A 20,064-nucleotide genomic window follows, 5' to 3' on the forward strand; every position below is an offset into this window, starting at 1 on the left:
TTGGGCGAAGCCGTACATAGACGTGCATAAGTGATGGAGCGGGAGTGGGTGGGATGGGTCACTGGTTCGACCGGAACATCGTCGAGCCGGGGAAGCTGCCCCTGCTCCTGGCGCTGACCGCCTTCGTGCTGACCTTCGCGATCACCCGGGTCATCACCCGGATGATCCGGGCCGGCAAGGGGCCGTTCGGCAACATCACACCGGGCGGGGTCCATGTCCATCACGTGGTGCCGGGCGTGGTGCTGAGCGTGGTCGGCGGATTCGGCGCGGTGGCCAGCGGCAAGCACGGCTTCGCGGCCGGGGCCTGCGCGGTGGTCTTCGGGATGGGGGCGGGGCTGGTGCTGGACGAGTTCGCCCTGATCCTGCACATGGACGACGTGTACTGGACCGAGCAGGGCCGGCAGAGCGTGGAGGTGGTGATCCTGACCGCCGCCCTGGTGCTGCTGGTGCTCGGCGGGTTCTCCCCGCTCGGCGTGGACGATCTGAGCGACGATCAGCAACAGGGCCGGCTCGGCGTCGTCCTCACCCTCGTCGTCAACTTCTGCTTCGTGCTGATCGCCCTGTTCAAGGGCAAGGCGCGGATGGCGGTGCTCGGCACCCTGGTCCCGTTCGTCGCCCTCATCGGGGCGGTCCGGCTGGCCCGGCCCACCTCGATGTGGGCGAAGCGGTTCTACCGCAACCGGCACCGGGCCCGCTCCAAGGCGGTGCTGCGCGCCTACCACCACGACGTCCGCTGGGCCGGACCGCGAAGGAGGTTTCAGGACTTGATCGGCGGCGCACCCGACCGGGTCCCGGCCCCCTCGCCCAAGCCCTGACGGTGCCGCGCCCGCCGCCCGTCCCGCAGGGCCCGGGCCGCGCACAGGGCGAGCGCCGCCGCGATGGCCGCCAGGTGCTCCTTGCCCGCCAGGTTGTCCTTGAGGGCGATCTCGGCCACCATCGCCGCGATCACCAGACCGCCGGTGAACCAGGCCCGGTACACCCAGCAGACGCAGACGGCCAGGGCGACCACCGCCGCCGAGGGGCCCGTGTCGACGACCAGCGCGTCGGAGCCGGGCCGGCCGAGGAACCCGTCCGGCCCGACGGCGATGCCGATCCGCGCGTACAGCGTTCCGGCGAGCGTCGCGACGTACGCGATCAGCAGCGTCCGCCACCGGCCGAGGCAGATCTCGGCGATCCCGAACACCAGCAGCACCTGCGCCAGCGCACCCCACACCGGCAGATCGAGCGCGGGGACGAACAGCGACAGCGGGGTGCGCAGCAGCGCCGCCCACAGCGGGTCCTCGGCGCGCACCGACCCCAGCGTCTGCACCGGCCCGTAGCCCCAGGACCGGTTCTGCACCACCTGGACCAGCGCCGTCAGGGCGACCGCGGCCAGCGTCATCGGGACGGCCCGCAGCCGGTCGGCCGCGAGTGCCGTCCGCACGGTCGTCCACAGCGGACCCCACTCCCGGCGGGCCGCCCGGCCGAGCGCGCGCACCGCTCTCATCCACGCGGTCCGAGCTGCGAGCGGTGCAGCCACTTGGGGAGCCCGGGTGCCTCCAGGAACCCTTCGGCGCGGCCCGCGGCGACGCCGATGCGCAGCAGGTCCGCGCTCTTCTCGAAGAGCAGGTAGCGCGGCTCCCAGATCGGCCGGTACTTGGCGTTGGCGCGGTACAGCGACTCGATCTGCCACCAGCGGGAGAAGAAGCTCAGCAGCGAACGCCACAGCCGGAGCACCGGTCCCGCGCCGAGCCGCGAGCCGCGTTCGAAGACCGAGCGGAACATCGCGAAGTTCAGCGACACCTGCGTGACGCCGATCTTCCCGGCCCGTTGCAGGAGTTCGATGACCATGAACTCCATCAGTCCGTTCTCGGCGTCCCGGTCACGGCGCATCAGGTCGAGGGAGAGGCCGTTGGGCCCCCAGGGCACGAAGCTCAGCACGGCCCGCAGCTCCCCGGGACCGCCGTCGTCGCCGGGGGCGGTGTCGCGGCATTCGAGCATCACGCACTGCCCGTCGGCCGGGTCGCCGAGCCGCCCCAGGGCCATCGAGAAGCCGCGTTCGGTCGCGCCGTCGCGCCAGTCGTCGGCCCGCCGCACCAACTCGGCCATCTCGGCCCCGGGAATGTCCGCGTGCCGGCGCACCGTCACCTCGTAACCGGCCCGCTTGACCCGGTTGTACGCCTGCCGGACGGTCCGCATCGCCCGCCCCTCCAGGGTGAAGTCGGCGGTCTCCACGATCGCCTCGTCGCCCAGCTCCAGGGCGTCGAGGCCGTGCCGGGCGTAGATCGTGCCGCCCTCCTCGCTCGCCCCCATCACCGCGGGGATCCAGCCGTGCTCGCGGGCCTCGGCCAGCCAGGGGCCGATCGCCCCGGGCCAGGCCTCGGGGTCGCCGATCGGGTCGCCGGAGGCCAGCGAGACCCCGCCGACCACCCGGTAGGTGACGGCCGCCTTCCCGGTCGGCGACCAGATGACGCTCTTCTCGCAGCGCAGCGCGAAGTAGCCCAGCGAGTCGCGCTCACCGTGCTTGTCGAGCAGGGCGCGCAGCGCCGTCTCGTCCTCGGGCGTGATCGGGTCGACCGCGCGGCGGGAGCGGAAGGCCGCGTACACGACGGCGATCAGCAGCAGGGTGGACAGGATGTTGATGACGACGTTGACCCAGCCCGGAGTGGAGATGCCGGGGAACCGGGAGTCGTCCGCCGCGACGGAGACGAGGCGCAGCGCGCCGTAGCGCCAGCGGTCCAGGAACGTCGAACGGTAGTCGTCGTGCGCGGTGTTGGTGACGGTGACCAGGCCGGCGGCGATCAGCGAGGTGACCAGCAGTCCGCCGACCGCCACCAGCGCGGCCAGCTTCGGGTTGGACCGGTCGCCCTTCGCGTAGAACTCGCGCCGGCCGAGGGCCAGGGCGAGGACGAAGACGGCGGTCAGCGCCAGCGAGATCCAGTTCTGCGGGTACCGGCGGACCTCCGGAAAGCCGATCACCGCGGCGAAGAGCAGCAGTGTGAGTCCGCTCAGCACCGTGTTCACGATCCACGCGGCCCGTTTGCGCCGCCGCATCGTGACGGCGAGGAACAGCGCGACCACCCCGGACGAGAAGCCCGCGGTGAGCAGATAGGGCGTGAAGTAGTTCTCGGTGTTGTGGCGGCGCAGGTCCTGGCCGAAGGTGACCCAGACGGCACTCAGGAAATTGATGAACGACACGACGCGCAGGTACCAGATGGCGAACGCCGCGCTGCGTCGCGACCGTTCGGTGCTCTGCGGCCGGGCGGTGCCCCGCCCGGATTCCTCGCTGGCCAATCGGACCTCTCCCATGAAAAGCGATCATATGGGGCATCGCGCTTCATGAGGAGGCGCCCTGCGGCCGGTGTCCGGGCGGCCGCAGTCCTCGACCCTCAGGGGTGGATCAGGCCGGGTCGGCCACCGCGGCCCCTCCGCCGGCGGCCGCCTCCTCGCTGTCGTCGGTGTACTCGGCGGCCTTCGTCTCGTCCGCGTCGTCCTCCGATGCGCGTTCGGGCAGCTCCGCCGCCAGCGCGGCCGCGGCCTGGACGAACGGAAGGGCGAGCAGTGCCCCGCTTCCTTCACCGACGATGACGCCGTGGTCCAGCAGCGGGTTGAGCGCCATCCGGTCCAGCGCCTTCGCCTGCGCCGGCTCACCGCTCAACTGCCCCGCCAGCCACCAGTCCGGCGCCCGGAACGCGGCCCGCTGCGCGACCAGCGCCGCGGCCGCCGAGACCACGCCGTCCAGGATCACCGGCAGCCGGCGCACCGCGCACTGCAGCAGGAACCCCGTCATCGCCGCCAGATCGGCACCGCCCACCGTGGCCAGCAGCTCCAGCTGGTCGCCCAGGACCGGACGGGCCCGGCGCAGCGCGTCACGGACCGCCGCGCACTTGCGCATCCAGGCCAGGTCGTCGATCCCCGTGCCGCCGCGCCCGGTGACCACCGAGGCGTCGGTGCCGCAGAGCGCCGCGATCAGGGTGGCCGCGGCCGTCGTACCGCCGACGCTCAGATCGCCGAGCACCACCAGATCGGTGCCCGAGTCGGCCTCCTCGTCGGCGATCGCCATACCGAGGCGCACCGCCTGCTCGGCCTCCTCGGCTGTCATCGCGTCCTCGACGTCGATCCGGCCGCTGCCGCGCCGCACCCGGGTCCGCACCACCGCGTCCGGCAGCAGCTGCGGATCGCAGTCCAGACCGGCGTCGACGATCCGTACGGGCACGGAGAACCTGCGGGCCAGCACCGCGAGCGGCGTCGAGCCGTCCAGCGTCGCCCGCACCAGCTCGTGCGCGCTGCCGGCCGCACGGCCGGACACCCGCAGCTCCGCCACCCCGTGATCACCGGCGAAGAGCACCACGCGCGGCTGTTCGATCGCCCTGACCGGCACGGCCTGCTGCGCGGCCGAGAGCCATTCGCCCAGTTCGTCGAGGCGGCCGAGGGCGCCGGGCGGCACGATGAACCGCTCCCGGCGTTCCTCGGCATCTCGCCGCACACCCCCGTCGGGGCGTTCGATCAGGTCGGAGAAGTCGTCCAGATTCACGGGGGTCTGCCTCGCGGGTCGTGTGGGGTGGCCGGGGAGCCCGGCGCGGGCTCGGAGGCCGCCGGGTGGCCTCGGAGCCTCTTGACGGGAACAGTACCTGCCGCGTTTTCCGGCCCTCCCTCAGTGCGCCGCCCGGTCCCCGAAGCGCAGCAGGGTCATCGCGGGTGTCAGGGTCCGCACCCCGGGGAGCAGGTTCTGGACCCGGATCAGTTCGCCCATGGCGCCGCGCCCGCGCGGCAGACGCAGCGCCCGCACCTCGGTGATGCCCGGATGCGCGCCGCGCAGCTTCCCGCGCTCACCCGGGTCCATCGCCCAGCGCATCGGCGGGATCGTCATGGCGCCCACCTTCGAGGTGCCCGCCACCGTGCCCTTCGCGAGCCACCTCGACATCGTGTCCAGGACGAGGATCCCGCCCGGCAGCCGTTCGGCGCAGGCGGCCAGTACGCGGCGCACCTCGGCGGGGCGCAGATACATCAGCAGCCCCTGCGCCGTGACGACCACGCCCCGGCCCTCCGGGTCCTCGATCTCGTCCAGCCAGGAGAGGTCCGTCGCCGACCCGGACAGCGTCCGCAGCCGGTCCGAGGGCGGCAGCAGCGTGTGGCGCAGGGTGGCGACCTCGGGCAGCTCCACGCTCAGCCAGTCCAGCCGGCCGTTGTCCACCCGCCAGAACCCGGTCTCCAGACCGTCTCCGAGCGCGACCACGGTGGCCCGCGGCCGGTCGTCGAGGTACTCCTGCACGGCCAGGTCGAAGCAGCGCGACCGCAGCCCCTGCGCCTGCGAGTGGAACGGGCCGGGCACCCCGAACCGCTCCTCGAAGGGATAGTCCAGGTTCGCCAGCAACTCGAGCGCCATCGGGTCGTCCAGCACCGGATAGGGCCGGCCCGCCTCGTACGCCCGGTTGTACAACGTCCACAGCAGGGTCTCCGGCACCCCGTTCAGCATCGGCCGCACACGTGCCATGTCCGCTCCTCCTGTTCCGTTCCGTTTCTTCCGGCGGGCGGTCGCTCAGCCGCGCAGGGTCAGCGCCTGCCCGGCGACCACCAGCAGCACCTGCTCGCACTCGTCGGCGACCGCGGCGTTCAGCCGGCCCAGCTCGTCCCGGAAGCGCCGGCCGGCGGCGGTCGCGGGCACCACGCCCGACCCGGTCTCGTTGGTCACCACGACGACGGTGCGCCGCGTCCCGCGGACCGCGGCCACCAGCTCGGCGGTCCGCTCCCGCAGCGCCCGCTCACCTCCGCCTGCCCAGGCCTCGTCGTCCCAGGCATCCACCCGGTCCATCGCGTCCGTCAGCCAGAGCGAGAGGCAGTCGATCAGCAGCGGCGGCCCGTCCGATGCCAGCAGCTCCGCCGGCTCGCAGGTCTCCTCGGTGCGCCAGGCCGCCGGTCTGCGCTCCCGGTGCAGCCCGATCCGGGCCGCCCACTCCGCGTCGCCCTCCCGGCCGCCGCCGGTCGCCACGTACACGACCTCGGGGTACGTCTCCAGCCGCCGCTCGGCCTCGACGGACTTGCCGGACCGCGCGCCGCCGGTCACCAGCGTGCGCCGGGGGACCTCGGCCGCCGCGTGGTACCCGCCGACGGTCAGCGTCGTGCCGTCCGGCACCGCCCGCGCCCCGGCGGCGGCGAGCCGGCGGTCGAGCTCGGGGCCGGACGGGGCGTCGTGGTCCAGATGGACGGCGATCAGCTCGGTGTCCGGTCCGACCGCCTCGACGGCGCGCAGCCGGGCCACCGCGTCGGGCCGTCCCACGACGTCACCGACGACCATGTCGTACGCCTCCGCCACCCGGTCGGCGAGACCTGCCGGAGCGGCGCCCGGCGGCAGGTAGAGCAGCCGCTCGCCCTCCGGTGACGTCACCTCGTACCCGGTGCCCGGCGCGTCCATCGGAACGGCCCGCACCCGGTGTCCGCTGATCAGCGTCAGCACCCGTCCGTCCGGCACCCGGCCGGCCGGGGGCAGCCCGGCGGGCAGCTCGACGGCGGGGCCGTCGTGCGGATGGGTGAGCAGCACCTGCCGTACGCCGGTGAGTGAATGCCCCGCACGGGCGGCGGCGAACACCGCCCCGGGGGTGAGGTCGAGCAGCAGCGCGTCGTCGACCAGCAGAGCGGTCGCGGCCCGCGCACGCGCCCCGCGGGCGGTGGCGCAGGCGGCGCAGGGGCAGTCGGGCCGCGGCAGCCCGTCGGGGGCTCCGGTGCCGAGCAGAGTCAGTTCCACGCCCCGATCCTCCCGCGTCCCCGCACCGGGTGCGCGACGTGGGGGTGACCGGAGGTGCCGGGGCCCCTTCCCGCGCTGGTCGTAAGCACTAGGCTGCGGGACGGAACAAAGTGACCCAGGAGGCGGACATGGCGTGGACGTGGCGGTTCGAGAAGTCCGACGGTACGGAGACGGAGCCGGCCCTGCAGCCGGACGAATTCACGACGCAGGGTGACGCGGAGTCCTGGATCGGTGAGTACTGGAAGGAACTCCTCGACGGCGGGGCGGACCAGGCGACGCTCTTCGACGACACGACGAAGATCTACGGCCCGATGAGCCTCCAGGCCGAGCAGAGCTGAACGGAACGAACGCCGGGCGGGCCCGAGAGGGCCCGCCCGGCGTTGTCCGGACCGTGTGCCGGGGAGTCAGATCTCGCCGAGCGTGACCTCGGCCGTCCGGTCCGCACCGGCGCGCTGGTACGTCACGGTGACCTTCTGGCCCGGCTTGTCCGACGCCAGCGCCTCCGAGAGGGAGGTGATCGTGGTGACGGGAGTGCTGCCGATCTTGGTGATGATGTCGCCGGCCCGCAGCCCCGCCTTCTCCGCGGCGCCGCCCTTCGTCACGCTGACGAGCGCGACCCCCGCCGGCTGGTAGCTGTCGTCGACGACGGTCCGGCCGGTGATGTTCAGCGCGGCCCGGCCGGAGTCGGTGACCTTGCCGCTCTTGATGATCTGGTCAGCGACCGTCTTCACCATCGAGACGGGGATGGCGAAGCCGATGCCAGGCGCCGCGCTGTCACCCATCTGGGGGTCCGTGGCCGCCAGCGTCGGGATGCCGATGACCTCGCTGTCCAGGTTCACCAGGGCGCCGCCGCTGTTGCCCGGGTTGATCGCCGCCGAGGTCTGCACCATGTTGGCGATGGTCGCGCCCGTGCCGCCGCCGGCGCGGGTCTCGCTCACGGTCCGGCCGAGCGCCGAGACGATGCCCTGGGTGACGCTGCTGGACAGGCCAAGGGGCGAGCCCATCGCCAGCACGATCTGGCCGACCGCGACCTTCTCCGAGTCGCCGAACTTCGCGGGCTTCAGCCCGTCCGGGACGTCGTCGAGCTTGATGACCGCGAGATCCTGCTCGGGATAGGCGGCGACCAGCGAGGCGCTCAGCACCTTCTCGCCGGTGGCCACGGTCACCTTGAAGGTCTTCTCGTCGCCGACGACATGGGCGTTGGTGACGATGTGGCCCTTGGCGTCGTAGACGATGCCGGAGCCGAGACTGTCCGAGGCGTCGATCTGCACCACCGAGGGAAGCACGTCCTCGATGACGGACTGGTATTCGCTCTGAAGATCACCGGTGGCCTTCGCGGCCGAGCCCTGCTGGGTCGAACCGGACTTCGTCGCGGAGGCGTCGGAGGCTGGGGAATTCGAGTCGGAGCAACCGCTCACCAGCGCGATCGCACAGACACCTGCGGACAGGGGCAGCAGCAGCCGGCGCACACGGCTGCGGGAGTGAAAGGCATCCATGTCCGGATTATTACGTTTAACCCCATTGGCGGCCTGCCGGGCGCACCCGCCCGGGGAGCCCCCGGCCGAAGGGCCGTCCTGCGGGGCGGTGTCAGCCCCGCACGCCGCACAGGTGCAGCAGCGCGGCCACCCTGCGGTACGGATCCGTGCGTCCCGCCCGGTCCTCCGCGGCCAGCACCCGCTCCAGCTCCGCCGCCGACGGCAGTTCCGCGTCGTTGCTCACGTTGTCCGTGAAGACCCGCACCCCGTACCAGGCGCGCAGCGGTGCGGCGATCCCGGCGAGCGTCGCGGTGAGGGCGTCGAGCCGGTCCGCGCGCACGGAGAGCCCGAGGCGGTTGGTGTACCGGTCCGTGTCGAACGCGGTCAGCGCCGCCTCCCAGTCCCCGGCGGTCCCGGGCCGCATCGCCAGCGCGTCCGCGTTCCGCACGAGCAGCGACAGCAGTCCGCCCGGGGCGAGCATCCGGGCCAGACCGGCCACCATGGCGTCGGGCTCCTGGACGTACATCAGGACGCCGTGGCAGAGCACCACGTCGAAACTGCCGGGCAGGAAGTGGACCCCGGTGTCCTGGCCGTTGCCCTCGATGAGCCGGACCCGCTCACGGATGCCGGCGGGCTCGCCGCCGAGCGCCTCGCGGGCGACCCGCAGCATCTCGGCGTCGGATTCGAGACCCGTGACCGTGTGACCGGCCCGGGCCAGGCGCAGCGCCTGGGTGCCCTGGCCCATGCCGACATCGAGGATCCGCAGCCGCTGCCCGACCGGGAAGCGCGCCGCGATCTGCTCGTCCAGCTGCCGGGCGACCAGCTCCTGGCGGACGGTGTTGCGCAGTCCGCCGAGCCCCTTCAGCCAGGCCGGCGAAGCCCCGGCGAAACCGGGGACCGCATCACCCGGCCGACCGGCGGACACGCCGCCGGCCGGACCGGAGAGATCCGTACTCAGGGCCGCTCTCCGCGCTTGACCTGCGGCTTCGGCAGCCGGAGCCGGCGCATCTGGAGCGTACGCATCAGGCCGTAGGCGACCGCGCCACGCTTGGGCGTGTCCGGGAAGCGCTCGTTCAGCTGCTTGCGCAGCCGGAACGTGAGCCCGATCGAGTCGATGACGATCAGCACGATCACGCCGAGCCAGAGCAGCAGCGAGATGTTCTGGATGCCCTGCACCTGGATCACGCTGAGGATCAGGATGACCACGGCGAGCGGCAGGAAGAACTCCGCGATGCAGAAGCGCGAGTCCACGAAGTCGCGGACGAAGCGGCGGACCGGACCCTTGTCGCGGGCCGGCAGATAGCGCTCGTCGCCACTGGCCAGCGCCTCGCGCTGCTTGGCCATGTCGACACGGCGCGCTTCGCGCTGGCGCTTCATGGCCTCCTTGCGGTCGGTCGGCGCACCACTGGAGGCACGGCGGCGCTGCGACTGGGCGTCGCTGCGCTTGGGGGTGGGGCGACCTTTGGGGGCCTGCGGGTCGCGGGACGTCTTGGAGAGGTCCGCCGTCACCTTGTCGGTGGGGGCCTTCTCTTCCTTGGAGCGGCTACGGAACACAAGGCCCAAGGGTACGGGGTCGATCGCCACGACCCCAGGCCGGCCGGGAACGATCCGGCAACGGCCTGCGTCCTCGCTGGTGTGCGAGCGGGACGATACGGGCGTCACCACCGGTTTCCCTGACCTTCACCTACTCCCTGGGCCGGAGTGGTCACCGGTGGCAGTCGTCCTTGGGGAGGACCCCATCCTTGCTCGAACAGTGCGGTAATAGAGGCAGGGCCCGTACTGTGGGTTCTGTTGGAGTGCTGGAGACCCGTTAAGTCAGAAGGGGGCGCGCGAAGCCCATGAGCGGTGTCATGAAGCGTATGGGGATGATCTTCCGCGCGAAGGCAAACAAGGCCCTGGACCGGGCCGAGGATCCGCGCGAGACCCTCGATTACTCGTACCAGAAGCAGCTGGAGCTGCTTCAGAAGGTGCGCCGCGGTGTCGCCGATGTGGCGACCTCGCGCAAGCGCCTGGAGCTGCAGCTGAACCAGCTGCAGGGCCAGACGTCCAAGCTGGAGGACCAGGGCCGCAAGGCGCTCGCGCTCGGCCGCGAGGACCTGGCCCGCGAGGCGCTGTCGCGCCGCGCCGCCCTCCAGCAGCAGGTCACCGACCTGGAGACGCAGCACACCACGCTGCAGGGCGAGGAGGAGAAGCTCACTCTGGCGGCCCAGCGGCTGCAGGCCAAGGTCGACGCCTTCCGTACGAAGAAGGAGACGATCAAGGCCACCTACACGGCCGCCCAGGCGCAGACCCGGATCGGCGAGGCCTTCTCCGGCATCTCCGAGGAGATGGGCGACGTCGGCCTGGCCATCCAGCGGGCCGAGGACAAGACCCAGCAGCTCCAGGCCCGCGCGGGCGCGATCGACGAGCTGCTCGCCTCCGGCGCCCTGGACGACCCGACCGGCACGGCGAAGGACGACCTCACCGCCGAGCTGGACCGGATCTCCGGCGGTTCGGACGTGGAGCTGGAGCTGCAGCGCATGAAGGCCGAACTGGCCGGCGGCTCCCCCTCGAAGCAGGCCATCGAGGGCGGCCCGCAGGACGCCGCCCAGCAGCAGTCCCCGACCCAGACCCCGCACAAGTTCGACAAGAATTAAGGCAGCGTCATGATCGTACGGATCATGGGGGAGGGCCAGGCAGTCCTGGCCGACAGTCATCTCGCCGAGCTCAACAAACTCGACAACGAACTGCTCGCCGAAATGGAGAGCGGTGACGGACCAGGCTTCCGCACCACGCTCCACGCGCTCCTCGCCAGGGTGCGCGAACTCGGCACACCCTTGCCGGACGACTCCCTGGAGCCGTCCGAGCTGATCCTGCCGTCGCCCGACGCGACCCTCGAAGAGGTCCGCGCCATGCTCAGCGACGACGGCCTGATTCCCGGCTGACGACCGGCAGCACCAGCACCCGCACGACCGTGCCCCGTGACCGGCCCCGCCGGACAGGGGGCACAGTTGTGTGTGGTCCACACCGGTTCTCCCGGCATCTCCCGCCCGCGCGGACCGGAATCCCCGCGACACGCCGTAACGTAGCTTGACGTGACCACCCTCGGAACCGGGGTTCTGCGCATCCGGAACTGGCTGCGCGACCATCCCCTCGCGCTGGACGGCGCGCTCGCCCTGGCCGTGTTCGTGGCCATGTTCATCGGTTCCTTCGCCGATCCGAACGCACACCACGGGCCCACCTTCGGCACCCGCACACCCGAACCCGGCAGCGTGTTCCTGATGGTGCTCGGCGCCCTCGCCCTGGTCTGGCGGCGCCGCAGGCCGATGGCCGTGCTCGCCGCCACCGGGGTGCTGACCGTCGTCGAGCTGGTGGTGGAGGACCCGCCCGCCCCGGTGGTGATGAGCGCCGTCATCGCGCTGTGCACCGTCGCCGCCCGCACCGACCGGCCGACGACCTGGCGGGTCGGGCTGCTCACCATGGCCGCGCTCACCGCGGCCGCGATGTTCTTCGGCTCGGCCCCCTGGTACAGCCAGGAGAACCTCGGGATCTTCGCCTGGACCGGGATGGCGGCCGCGGCGGGCGACGCGGTCCGCTCCCGGCGCGCGTTCGTCGACGCGATCAGGGAGCGTGCCGAGCGGGCCGAACGGACCCGCGAAGAGGAGGCCAGGCGCCGGGTGGCCGAGGAACGGCTGCGCATCGCCCGCGACCTGCACGACGTCGTCGCCCATCACATCGCCCTGGTCAACGTGCAGGCCGGGGTCGCGGCCCACGTCATGGACAAACGCCCCGACCAGGCCAAGGAGGCGCTCGCCCACGTCCGGGAGGCGAGCCGCTCCGCGCTCAACGAACTGCGGGCCACCGTGGGGCTGCTGCGCCAGTCCGGCGACCCGGCCGCGCCGACCGAACCCGCCCCGGGCCTCGCCGTCCTCGACGAGCTCGTGGAGACCGTGCGACGGGCCGGGCTGCCCGTCGAGGTGGCCTGCTCGGCGAAGGACGAGCCGCCGCTGCCGGCCGCCGTGGACCTGGCCGCCTACCGGGTGATCCAGGAGGCGCTGACCAATGTGCGCAAGCACGCGGGCCCCGGCGCCAAGGCCGAGGTGAGCGTCGTACGGGTCGGTGGCACGGCCGAGGTCATGGTGCTGGACAACGGCCGCGGAACGGCCGGCCGCGCCACCGGCGACCCGGCCGGCGGCGGCCACGGCCTCCTCGGCATGCGCGAGCGGGTCACCGCACTGGGCGGCACCCTCACCGCCGGACCCCGTTACGGGGGCGGCTTCCGGGTTCATGCGATCCTGCCCCTCAAGACCCGTGCGCGGGAGCCGGACCATCCGGGCGCGGCGGACCGGACGGGGGAGCACGCATGACAGCGGCCATCAAGGTCCTGCTCGTCGACGACCAGGCGCTGCTGCGCAGCGCGTTCCGCGTCCTGGTCGACTCGGAGCCCGACATGGAGGTGGTCGGCGAGGCGGCGGACGGGGCGCAGGCCGTGGACCTGGCCCGCTCGACCCGCGCCGACGTGGTCCTGATGGACATCCGGATGCCCGGCACGGACGGTCTCACCGCGACCCGGATGATCAGCGCCGACCCGGAACTCGCGGATGTGCGCGTGGTCATGCTCACCACCTTCGAGGTGGACGAGTACGTGGTGCAGTCCCTGCGGGCCGGCGCCTCGGGCTTCCTCGGCAAGGGGGCGGAACCGGAGGAACTCCTCAACGCCATCCGGATCGCCGCGGGCGGCGAGGCGCTGCTGTCGCCCGCCGCGACCAAGGGGCTGATCGCCACCTTCCTCGCCCAGGGCGGGAGTTCGGGCGACGGCGGGCCGGGAGCCGCCGAGTACTCCGCACGGCTGGATGCCCTCACCACCCGCGAACGCGAGGTGCTGGTCCTCGTCGCGGGCGGACTGTCCAACGACGAGATCGCCGAGCGGCTCGTGGTCAGTCCGCTCACCGTCAAGACCCATGTCAACAGGGCGATGGCAAAGCTGGGCGCCCGCGACCGGGCCCAACTGGTCGTAATTGCGTACGAATCGGGCCTGGTTCGGCCACGGGTGGAGTGAGGGTGCAGCCGCGGCGTACTCCACCTGCGGTATGCGCGGCATAAGAAAGCGACCTGGGACCGACGCCTTCGGCTCAGGCGATGGGCGATCGTATAGGTGGGCCGGGTCTGTCCCCGAGTTACCCGCCCACCTGCCGCGTAAGCCACAGAAGAGAGACCCACCCATGTCCTGGCTGTCCAGATTCAGCCTCGCGCAAAGGGCCCTGATCGGGCTGATCTCGATCGTCGCGCTCGTATTCGGAGCGATCGCGATCCCGCAGCTCAAGCAGCAGCTGCTGCCCACCATCGAACTGCCGATGGTGTCGGTGCTCGCCCCGTACCAGGGTGCGTCCCCCGATGTGGTCGAGAAGCAGGTCGTCGAACCGCTCGAGAATTCGATCAAGGCCGTCGACGGCGTCACCGGAATGACCTCCACCGCCAGCGAGGGCAACGCCGTCATCATGGCGACGTTCGACTTCGGCGACGAGGGCACCAAGCAGCTCGTCGCGGACATCCAGCAGGCGGTGAACCGCGCCCGCATCCAGCTGCCCGACGATGTGGACCCGCAGGTCATCGCGGGCTCGACCGACGACATCCCGACCGTCGTCCTCGCCGTCACCTCCGACAAGGACCAGCAGGCCCTCGCGGACCAGCTGGACCGCACGGTCGTCCCCGCCCTGGAGGACATCGACGGCGTCGGCCAGGTCACCGTCGACGGGGTGCAGGACCTCCAGGTCTCCATCACCCCCGACGACAAGAAGCTCGCGGCGGCCGGACTGAACGCGACCTCGCTCGCCCAGGCGCTCCAGGCCGGCGGCGCGACCGTCCCGGCGGGTTCCTTCTCCGAGGCCGGCAAGAGCCGCACCGTCCAGGTCGGCGGCACGTTCACCACCCTCCAGCAGTTCGAGGACCTGCGGGTCTCCGGGCAGGACCCGGCGACCGGCAAGCCCGGCAAGCCGGTCCGGGTCGGTGACATCGCCACGGTGAAGCAGGAGCCGTCCACCGCGGTCTCCATCACGCGCACCAACGGCAAGCCGAGCCTGGCCGTCATGGCGACGATGGACAAGGACGGCAGCGCCGTCGCCATCTCGGACGCCGTCAAGGACAAGCTCCCGGACCTGCGCAAGGACCTCGGCGCCGGCGCCGAGCTGACCGTCGTCTCCGACCAGGGCCCCGCCGTCTCCAAGGCGATCTCGGGTCTGACCACCGAGGGCGCGCTCGGCCTGCTCTTCGCGGTCATCGTGATCCTGGTCTTCCTGGCCTCGCTGCGCTCGACCCTGGTCACCGCGGTCTCCATCCCGCTCTCCGTGGTCCTCGCGCTGATCGTGCTCTGGACCCGTGACCTGTCGCTCAACATGCTCACCCTGGGCGCGCTGACCATCGCGATCGGCCGGGTCGTCGACGACTCGATCGTCGTCCTGGAGAACATCAAGCGTCACCTCGGCTACGGCGAGGAGCGCCAGTCGGCGATCACCACCGCGGTGAAGGAGGTGGCCGGCGCGGTCACCGCCTCCACGCTCACCACCGTCGCCGTCTTCCTGCCCATCGGCCTGGTCGGCGGTATGGTCGGCCAGCTCTTCGGCTCGTTCTCGCTGACCGTCACCGCGGCCCTGCTGGCCTCCCTGCTGGTCTCGCTGACCGTCGTCCCCGTCCTGTCGTACTGGTTCCTGCGCGCCCCCAAGGGCAGCGCCGAGGACCCGGACAAGGCGCGCCGCGAGGCCGAGGAGAAGGAAGCCCGCAGCAGGCTCCAGCGGATCTACGTCCCGGTGCTGCGCTTCGCCACCCGTCGCCGCATCACCAGCATCGTCATCGCCGTCGCCGTGCTGTTCGGCACCTTCGGCATGGTCCCGCTGCTCAAGACGAACTTCTTCGACCAGGGCGAGCAGGAGGTCCTGTCCATCAAGCAGGAGCTCACCCCGGGCACCAGCCTGGCGGCCGCCGACGAGGCGGCCAAGAAGGTCGAGAAGGTCATCGCCGGTGACGAGGGCGTCAAGGACTACCAGGTCACCGTCGGATCGTCCGGCTTCATGGCGGCCTTCGGCGGCGGCACCGGCGCCAACCAGGCGTCCTACCAGGTCACCCTGAAGGACTCCGCCGACTACGACGCCACCCAGGACCGCATCGACGAGGCCCTGGCCAAGCTCGACGGCATCGGGGACACCACCATCGCCGCGGGCGACGGCTTCGGCAGCCAGGACCTCAGCGTCGTGGTCAAGGCCGCCGACGCGGACACCCTGAAGAAGGCCTCCGAAGAGGTGCGCGCCGAGGTGGCCGAGCTCAAGGACGTCACCGACGTCCAGAGCGACCTGGCGCAGAGCATCCCGCGCGTCTCGGTCAAGGCCAACGCCAAGGCCGCCGACGCCGGTTACAGCCAGGCCACGCTGGGCGCGGCCGTCGCCTCCGCCGTACGGGGCACCCCGTCCGGCAAGGCGATCATGGACGATACCGAGCGCGACGTCGTCATCAAGTCGGCCCACCCGGCCACCACGATGGAGGAGCTGAAGAACCTCCCGCTGGGAGCGGTCAGGCTCGGGTCCATCGCCGATGTGCAGCTGGTCCCCGGACCGGTCTCCATGACCCGGATCGACGGCCAGCGCGCCGCGACGATCACGGCCAAGCCCACCGGTGACAACACCGGCGCGGTCAGCACCTCGCTCCAGACGAAGATCGACGCCCTGGATCTCCCGGACGGCGCCACCGCCACCATCGGCGGCGTCACCCAGGACCAGGACGACGCGTTCACGAAGCTGGGCCTGGCCATGCTGGCGGCCATCGCGATCGTCTTCATGCTGCTGGTCGCGACCTTCCGGTCGCTCGTCCAGCCGCTGATCCTGCTGGTCTCCATCCCGTTCGCCGCCACGGGCGCCATCGGCCTGCTCCTCATCACGGGCACCCCGATGGGCGTCCCGGCGATGATCGGCATGCTGATGCTGATCGGCATCGTGGTGACCAACGCGATCGTGCTGATCGACCTGATCAACCAGTACCGCGCCCAGGGCATGGCCGTGGTCGACGCCATCGTCGAGGGCGGCCGTCACCGGCTCCGCCCGATCCTGATGACGGCACTGGCGACGATCTTCGCCCTCCTCCCGATGGCGCTCGGCGTCACCGGCGAGGGCGGCTTCATCTCGCAGCCGCTGGCCGTCGTGGTCATCGGCGGTCTGGTCACCTCGACGCTGCTGACGCTGCTCCTGGTGCCGACGCTGTACGCGATGGTGGAGCTCTTCAAGGAGCGCCGCGCGAAGAAGAAGGCCGCGAAGCGGGCGAAGAAGGCCGGAATCCCGGCCCCGGCCGAATCGGAGGAGACCACCTCCTCCGACGAGCCGGAGCCCGCGAAGGCCTGACCGGGCATGCGGAAGGCCCCGGCACCGGAATCCGGTGCCGGGGCCTTCCGCTGTGCCTACGGCAGCGCCAGCATGCGCTCCAGCGCCAGCTTGGCGTACTTCTCGGTCTCCGGGTCGACCTCGATCCGGTTGACGAGGTTGCCCTCGGCCAGCGACTCCAGCGTCCACACCAGGTGCGGCAGGTCGATCCGGTTCATCGTCGAGCAGAAGCAGACCGTCTTGTCGAGGAAGACGATCTCCTTGTCCTCCGCGGCGAAACGGTTGGCCAGCCGGCGCACCAGGTTCAGCTCCGTGCCGATCGCCCACTTCGAGCCGGCCGGGGCCGCCTCCAGGGCCTTGATGATGTACTCCGTCGAGCCGACGTAGTCCGCGGCCGCCACGACCTCGTGCTTGCACTCCGGGTGCACCAGCACGTTGACCCCGGGTATACGGGCCCGCACGTCGTTGACGGACTCCACCGAGAAGCGCCCGTGCACCGAGCAGTGCCCGCGCCACAGGATCATCTTCGCGTTGCGCAGCTCCTCGGCGGTCAGGCCGCCGTTCGGCTTGTGCGGGTTGTAGAGGACGCAGTCCTCCAGGGTCATCCCCATGTCCCGTACGGCGGTGTTCCGGCCCAGGTGCTGGTCCGGGAGGAACAGGACCTTCTCGCCCTGTTCGAAGGCCCACTCCAGGGCGCGCTTCGCATTCGACGAGGTGCAGATCGTGCCGCCGTGGCGGCCGGTGAAGGCCTTGATGTCCGCGGAGGAGTTCATGTACGAGACGGGCACGACCTGCTCGGCGACGCCGGCCTCGGTGAGCACGTCCCAGCACTCGGCGACCTGCTCGGCGGTGGCCATGTCGGCCATCGAGCAGCCCGCCGCCAGGTCCGGCAGCACGACCTTCTGGTCGGCCGTGGTCAGGATGTCCGCGGACTCGGCCATGAAGTGCACACCGCAGAAGACGATGTACTCCGCCTCCGGCCGGGCCGCCGCGTCGCGGGCGAGCTTGAACGAGTCTCCCGTCACATCCGCGAACTGGATGACCTCGTCGCGCTGGTAGTGGTGCCCGAGGACGAAGACCTTCTCCCCCAGCTTCTCCTTGGCCGCGCGGGCGCGCTCCACCAGGTCCGGGTCGGACGGGGAGGGCAGGTCGCCGGGGCATTCGACGCCACGCTCGCTCTTGGGGTCGGCGTCGCGGCCGAGCAGGAGCAGGGCGAGGGGCGTCGGCTGGACATCGAGATCCTGGACGGGGTGGGCCGTGGTCACGTCACGCACCCTTTCTTCTCTGCGGAGGAGCCTTTTCGTCGAATTGACGTTATCTATCATAACCGGTTCACGTCACTTTGACGATGCCGATAGCGTCGATGTGACGCATCCGCCCGCCGGGCCGGTGTGCGAGCATGAATGGAACAGGCAAGCGCTCGGCCCGGAATGAATCCGCGGTCCCGACGGTTGCAACGTCGGCAAGCAGTCTCCGTACAACCCGGGAGAGAAGCAGATGTCCGTATCGGACGAGACCACCACCGTGAGCGACGGCATCCTCCTGTCCGACGCCGCCGCAGCCAAGGTCAAGGGCCTGCTGGAGCAGGAAGGCCGCGACGACCTGGCACTGCGCGTCGCCGTCCAGCCCGGCGGCTGCTCGGGCCTGCGTTACCAGCTCTTCTTCGATGAGCGTTCGCTGGACGGCGATGTCGTGAAGGACTTCGACGGCGTCAAGGTCGTCACCGACCGGATGAGCGCCCCGTACCTGGGCGGCGCCTCCGTCGACTTCGTGGACACCATCGAGAAGCAGGGCTTCACGATCGACAACCCGAACGCCACGGGTTCCTGCGCCTGCGGCGACTCCTTCAGCTAAACGCGGAGGAAGCGGTAGCGAACGTACGGCGGCGGCCCCGGGATTCCGATCCCGGGGCCGCCGCCGTAGCCGTGTGCGCGTGGTGCCGTGTACGAGTCAGGCGCGTCGTGTCAGGCGCGCGGCACCGCGACGTCCGATGCCGCGTCGACGACCTTCCGCTCGCCCAGCGGCTCATCCAGGGTGACCTTGCGGGTCAGCTCCTTGGCGATCATGACGCAGACCTTGCCCTTCTCCGGCTTCGACTCCGTCACCGAGACGGACACCGTGGAGCCGTTCTCGCTCGCGCTCGCGGTGTACTTGCTGCAGACGCCGCCCCAGAAGGTCACCGAGAGGGTCCGCCCGTCGGCGCTGTACGACAGGACCTTGCGCCCGGACGTCTTCGTTCCGCCGTTGTCCGGGGTCTTCCCGGGCGGGGTGTCCGCCAGGAACTCCGGGTCCACCGCCACCTGGGTCACGGTGCTGCCCGTGCCGCCCGCGGCCGGCCGGACCGTGAAGATCCAGGACGGTACGAGCAGCTGCTTGCCCTCCACGTACCGGGCGGCCAGGCCGAAGGCCGCCTTGTCGACCGTCACCGTCGTCGTGGGCGTCTCCGCCCCGGTCCGGGCGCCGCAGCTGACGCCGGACGACTTCGTGCCGTCCTCCAGCGGTGCGGGGCTCGCACAGCCGCCGGTGTTCCCGCCGCTCGGCGGCCGGCTGGCGTTCAGCTGCTTCACCGCCTCGCCCGCGCTGATCACCGGGTATTCGGCGCCCTTCTCCAGGCCCTTCAACTGCCCGCTGCCACCAGTCACTTCACCGTCGGGGCCGACCTGGATCCCGGTCGCCCAGCCGGACGTCGGCAGCCCGTCGACCACCGGGTCGGCGTTCACCACCCGTACAGAACCCATCAGCTGGCGGGCGTCGAGAGCGGCGTCGTCCTGGCCGACCGCCTTCAGTACGGGGACCGCGGCGGCCTTCGCGGCCTTCTCGCTCACCGGCGTGCCCGATCCGCCCGGCGCCACCCGCTTGCTCGAACAGACCTTCTCGCTCTCGCAGTTGTCCGTGCCGCCGGAGCCGTACCGGGCGAACGTCCAGGTGCCGGGGGCCTGCTTGGTCACCCGCAGCACCGGCCCCGAACCGTCCCCGTCGGAGCCCACCTTCCAGGACGTGCCCTCGGCCTGCGGGGTGCCCTGCACACCCAGTGCCTTCGCCAGCCGGGCCACCTCGGCGGCCGACACGGTCCCGCTCGGCCGCCGGACCGCGGCCCGGTCCGGGCCGTCCGGAAGCTTGCCGGAGGCGCGGTAGACGATGCGCCCGCCGTGCGGATCGGGCTCGCCCGGCGCGATGCCCTGCGTCGGAGCGGAGGGCCGGGGCGAGGGCGTGACCGGTCCGTCCGCCCGTTCGTCCAGGGCGAGCGGTGGGGGAGTGGCGCCGGAACCGTCCGAGCCGCTGTACTCGCCGCCGCCATGGCCGTCCGCCGCCATGGCCCAGTACGCGCCGCCGCCACCGGCCAGAAGTACGGCCGCCGCCACCGAAGCCACGGCCAGCGGCGACCGCCGCCGGTTGCCGGTCACATCGTTGTCGGGTCGCTCGGTGCTCACCGGTTCGCTCCTTCGCCGTCGTACGCCAGGACCCTGCGGGGCCCGTCCCGCTGATGCGGAACACCGTTGGGACGGGGCGCGGGCGCGCACGGTTCCCT

General features: G+C 71.6%; 18 protein-coding genes. 8 read left to right on the plus strand and 10 right to left on the minus strand.

All coding sequences use genetic code 11. From position 1 onward, the window contains the following. Window positions 1-53 precede the first annotated feature (53 nt). On the plus strand, window positions 54-815 hold the full coding sequence (locus OG521_28725; GenBank protein WUW24534.1) for a hypothetical protein: 762 nt from the start codon (window positions 54-56) through the stop codon (window positions 813-815). On the opposite strand, the gene OG521_28730 is transcribed toward OG521_28725, so the two are convergent. From OG521_28730 to OG521_28750, 5 genes are all read right to left on the minus strand, one after another. Further along, entirely contained in the window at window positions 758-1,486 is a 729-nt protein-coding gene (locus OG521_28730; protein WUW24535.1) for a hypothetical protein, read from the minus strand. The genes OG521_28725 and OG521_28730 overlap by 58 nt on opposite strands. Beyond that, complete coding sequence (locus OG521_28735; GenBank protein WUW24536.1) at window positions 1,483-3,288, minus strand: phosphatidylglycerol lysyltransferase domain-containing protein; 1,806 nt, start codon at window positions 3,286-3,288, stop codon at window positions 1,483-1,485. The genes OG521_28730 and OG521_28735 overlap by 4 nt, the downstream gene beginning before the upstream one ends. Before the next feature lie 91 nt (window positions 3,289-3,379). Further along, entirely contained in the window at window positions 3,380-4,513 is a 1,134-nt protein-coding gene (gene cobT / locus OG521_28740; GenBank protein WUW24537.1) for a nicotinate-nucleotide--dimethylbenzimidazole phosphoribosyltransferase, read from the minus strand. 120 nt (window positions 4,514-4,633) lie between these two features. Further along, window positions 4,634-5,473: a class I SAM-dependent methyltransferase gene (locus tag OG521_28745; protein ID WUW24538.1), complete on the minus strand. Its 840-nt coding sequence runs from the start codon at window positions 5,471-5,473 to the stop codon at window positions 4,634-4,636. Window positions 5,474-5,518: 45 nt separating this feature from the next. After that, window positions 5,519-6,721: a bifunctional adenosylcobinamide kinase/adenosylcobinamide-phosphate guanylyltransferase gene (locus tag OG521_28750; protein WUW24539.1), complete on the minus strand. Its 1,203-nt coding sequence runs from the start codon at window positions 6,719-6,721 to the stop codon at window positions 5,519-5,521. 128 nt (window positions 6,722-6,849) lie between these two features. On the opposite strand from OG521_28750, the gene OG521_28755 reads away from it, so the two are divergent. Beyond that, window positions 6,850-7,059 carry a hypothetical protein gene (locus OG521_28755; protein WUW24540.1) on the plus strand — a complete coding sequence of 70 codons (210 nt, stop codon included), beginning with the start codon at window positions 6,850-6,852 and terminating at the stop codon, window positions 7,057-7,059. A gap of 66 nt (window positions 7,060-7,125) precedes the next feature. On the opposite strand, the gene OG521_28760 is transcribed toward OG521_28755, so the two are convergent. The 3 genes from OG521_28760 to OG521_28770 form a co-directional block, all read right to left on the minus strand. Further along, window positions 7,126-8,217, minus strand: a complete 1,092-nt coding sequence (locus OG521_28760; protein ID WUW24541.1) for a trypsin-like peptidase domain-containing protein — start codon at window positions 8,215-8,217, stop codon at window positions 7,126-7,128. 91 nt (window positions 8,218-8,308) lie between these two features. Beyond that, entirely contained in the window at window positions 8,309-9,061 is a 753-nt protein-coding gene (locus OG521_28765) for a methyltransferase domain-containing protein (GenBank protein ID WUW26832.1), read from the minus strand. A gap of 89 nt (window positions 9,062-9,150) precedes the next feature. Then, complete coding sequence (locus OG521_28770; GenBank protein WUW24542.1) at window positions 9,151-9,750, minus strand: DUF3043 domain-containing protein; 600 nt, start codon at window positions 9,748-9,750, stop codon at window positions 9,151-9,153. Between the two features lie 296 nt (window positions 9,751-10,046). Between OG521_28770 and OG521_28775 the strand changes: the two genes are divergently transcribed. From OG521_28775 to OG521_28795, 5 genes are all read left to right on the plus strand, one after another. After that, a complete protein-coding gene (locus OG521_28775) occupies window positions 10,047-10,832 on the plus strand; it encodes a PspA/IM30 family protein (protein WUW24543.1) in 786 nt (261 codons plus the stop codon). A 9-nt stretch (window positions 10,833-10,841) separates the two neighbouring features. Continuing rightward, window positions 10,842-11,120: a hypothetical protein gene (locus OG521_28780; GenBank protein WUW24544.1), complete on the plus strand. Its 279-nt coding sequence runs from the start codon at window positions 10,842-10,844 to the stop codon at window positions 11,118-11,120. A gap of 150 nt (window positions 11,121-11,270) precedes the next feature. Beyond that, window positions 11,271-12,542 (plus strand): histidine kinase, encoded by a 1,272-nt coding sequence (locus OG521_28785; protein WUW24545.1) that lies wholly within the window; start codon window positions 11,271-11,273, stop codon window positions 12,540-12,542. After that, window positions 12,539-13,234, plus strand: a complete 696-nt coding sequence (locus tag OG521_28790) for a response regulator transcription factor (protein ID WUW24546.1) — start codon at window positions 12,539-12,541, stop codon at window positions 13,232-13,234. The genes OG521_28785 and OG521_28790 overlap by 4 nt, the downstream gene beginning before the upstream one ends. 163 nt (window positions 13,235-13,397) lie before the next feature. Further along, window positions 13,398-16,556 (plus strand): efflux RND transporter permease subunit, encoded by a 3,159-nt coding sequence (locus OG521_28795; protein ID WUW24547.1) that lies wholly within the window; start codon window positions 13,398-13,400, stop codon window positions 16,554-16,556. Between the two features lie 56 nt (window positions 16,557-16,612). Here the strand turns inward: OG521_28795 and nadA are convergent, their stop codons facing one another. After that, entirely contained in the window at window positions 16,613-17,809 is a 1,197-nt protein-coding gene (gene nadA / locus OG521_28800; protein ID WUW24548.1) for a quinolinate synthase NadA, read from the minus strand. 223 nt (window positions 17,810-18,032) lie between these two features. On the opposite strand from nadA, the gene OG521_28805 reads away from it, so the two are divergent. Beyond that, window positions 18,033-18,389 carry an iron-sulfur cluster assembly accessory protein gene (locus tag OG521_28805; GenBank protein ID WUW24549.1) on the plus strand — a complete coding sequence of 119 codons (357 nt, stop codon included), beginning with the start codon at window positions 18,033-18,035 and terminating at the stop codon, window positions 18,387-18,389. Window positions 18,390-18,499: 110 nt separating this feature from the next. On the opposite strand, the gene OG521_28810 is transcribed toward OG521_28805, so the two are convergent. Continuing rightward, entirely contained in the window at window positions 18,500-19,966 is a 1,467-nt protein-coding gene (locus OG521_28810; protein ID WUW24550.1) for a hypothetical protein, read from the minus strand. Window positions 19,967-20,064 lie beyond the last annotated feature (98 nt).

It is taken from the genome of Streptomyces sp. NBC_01463 (genome assembly GCA_036227345.1).
Classification (GTDB): domain Bacteria; phylum Actinomycetota; class Actinomycetes; order Streptomycetales; family Streptomycetaceae; genus Streptomyces.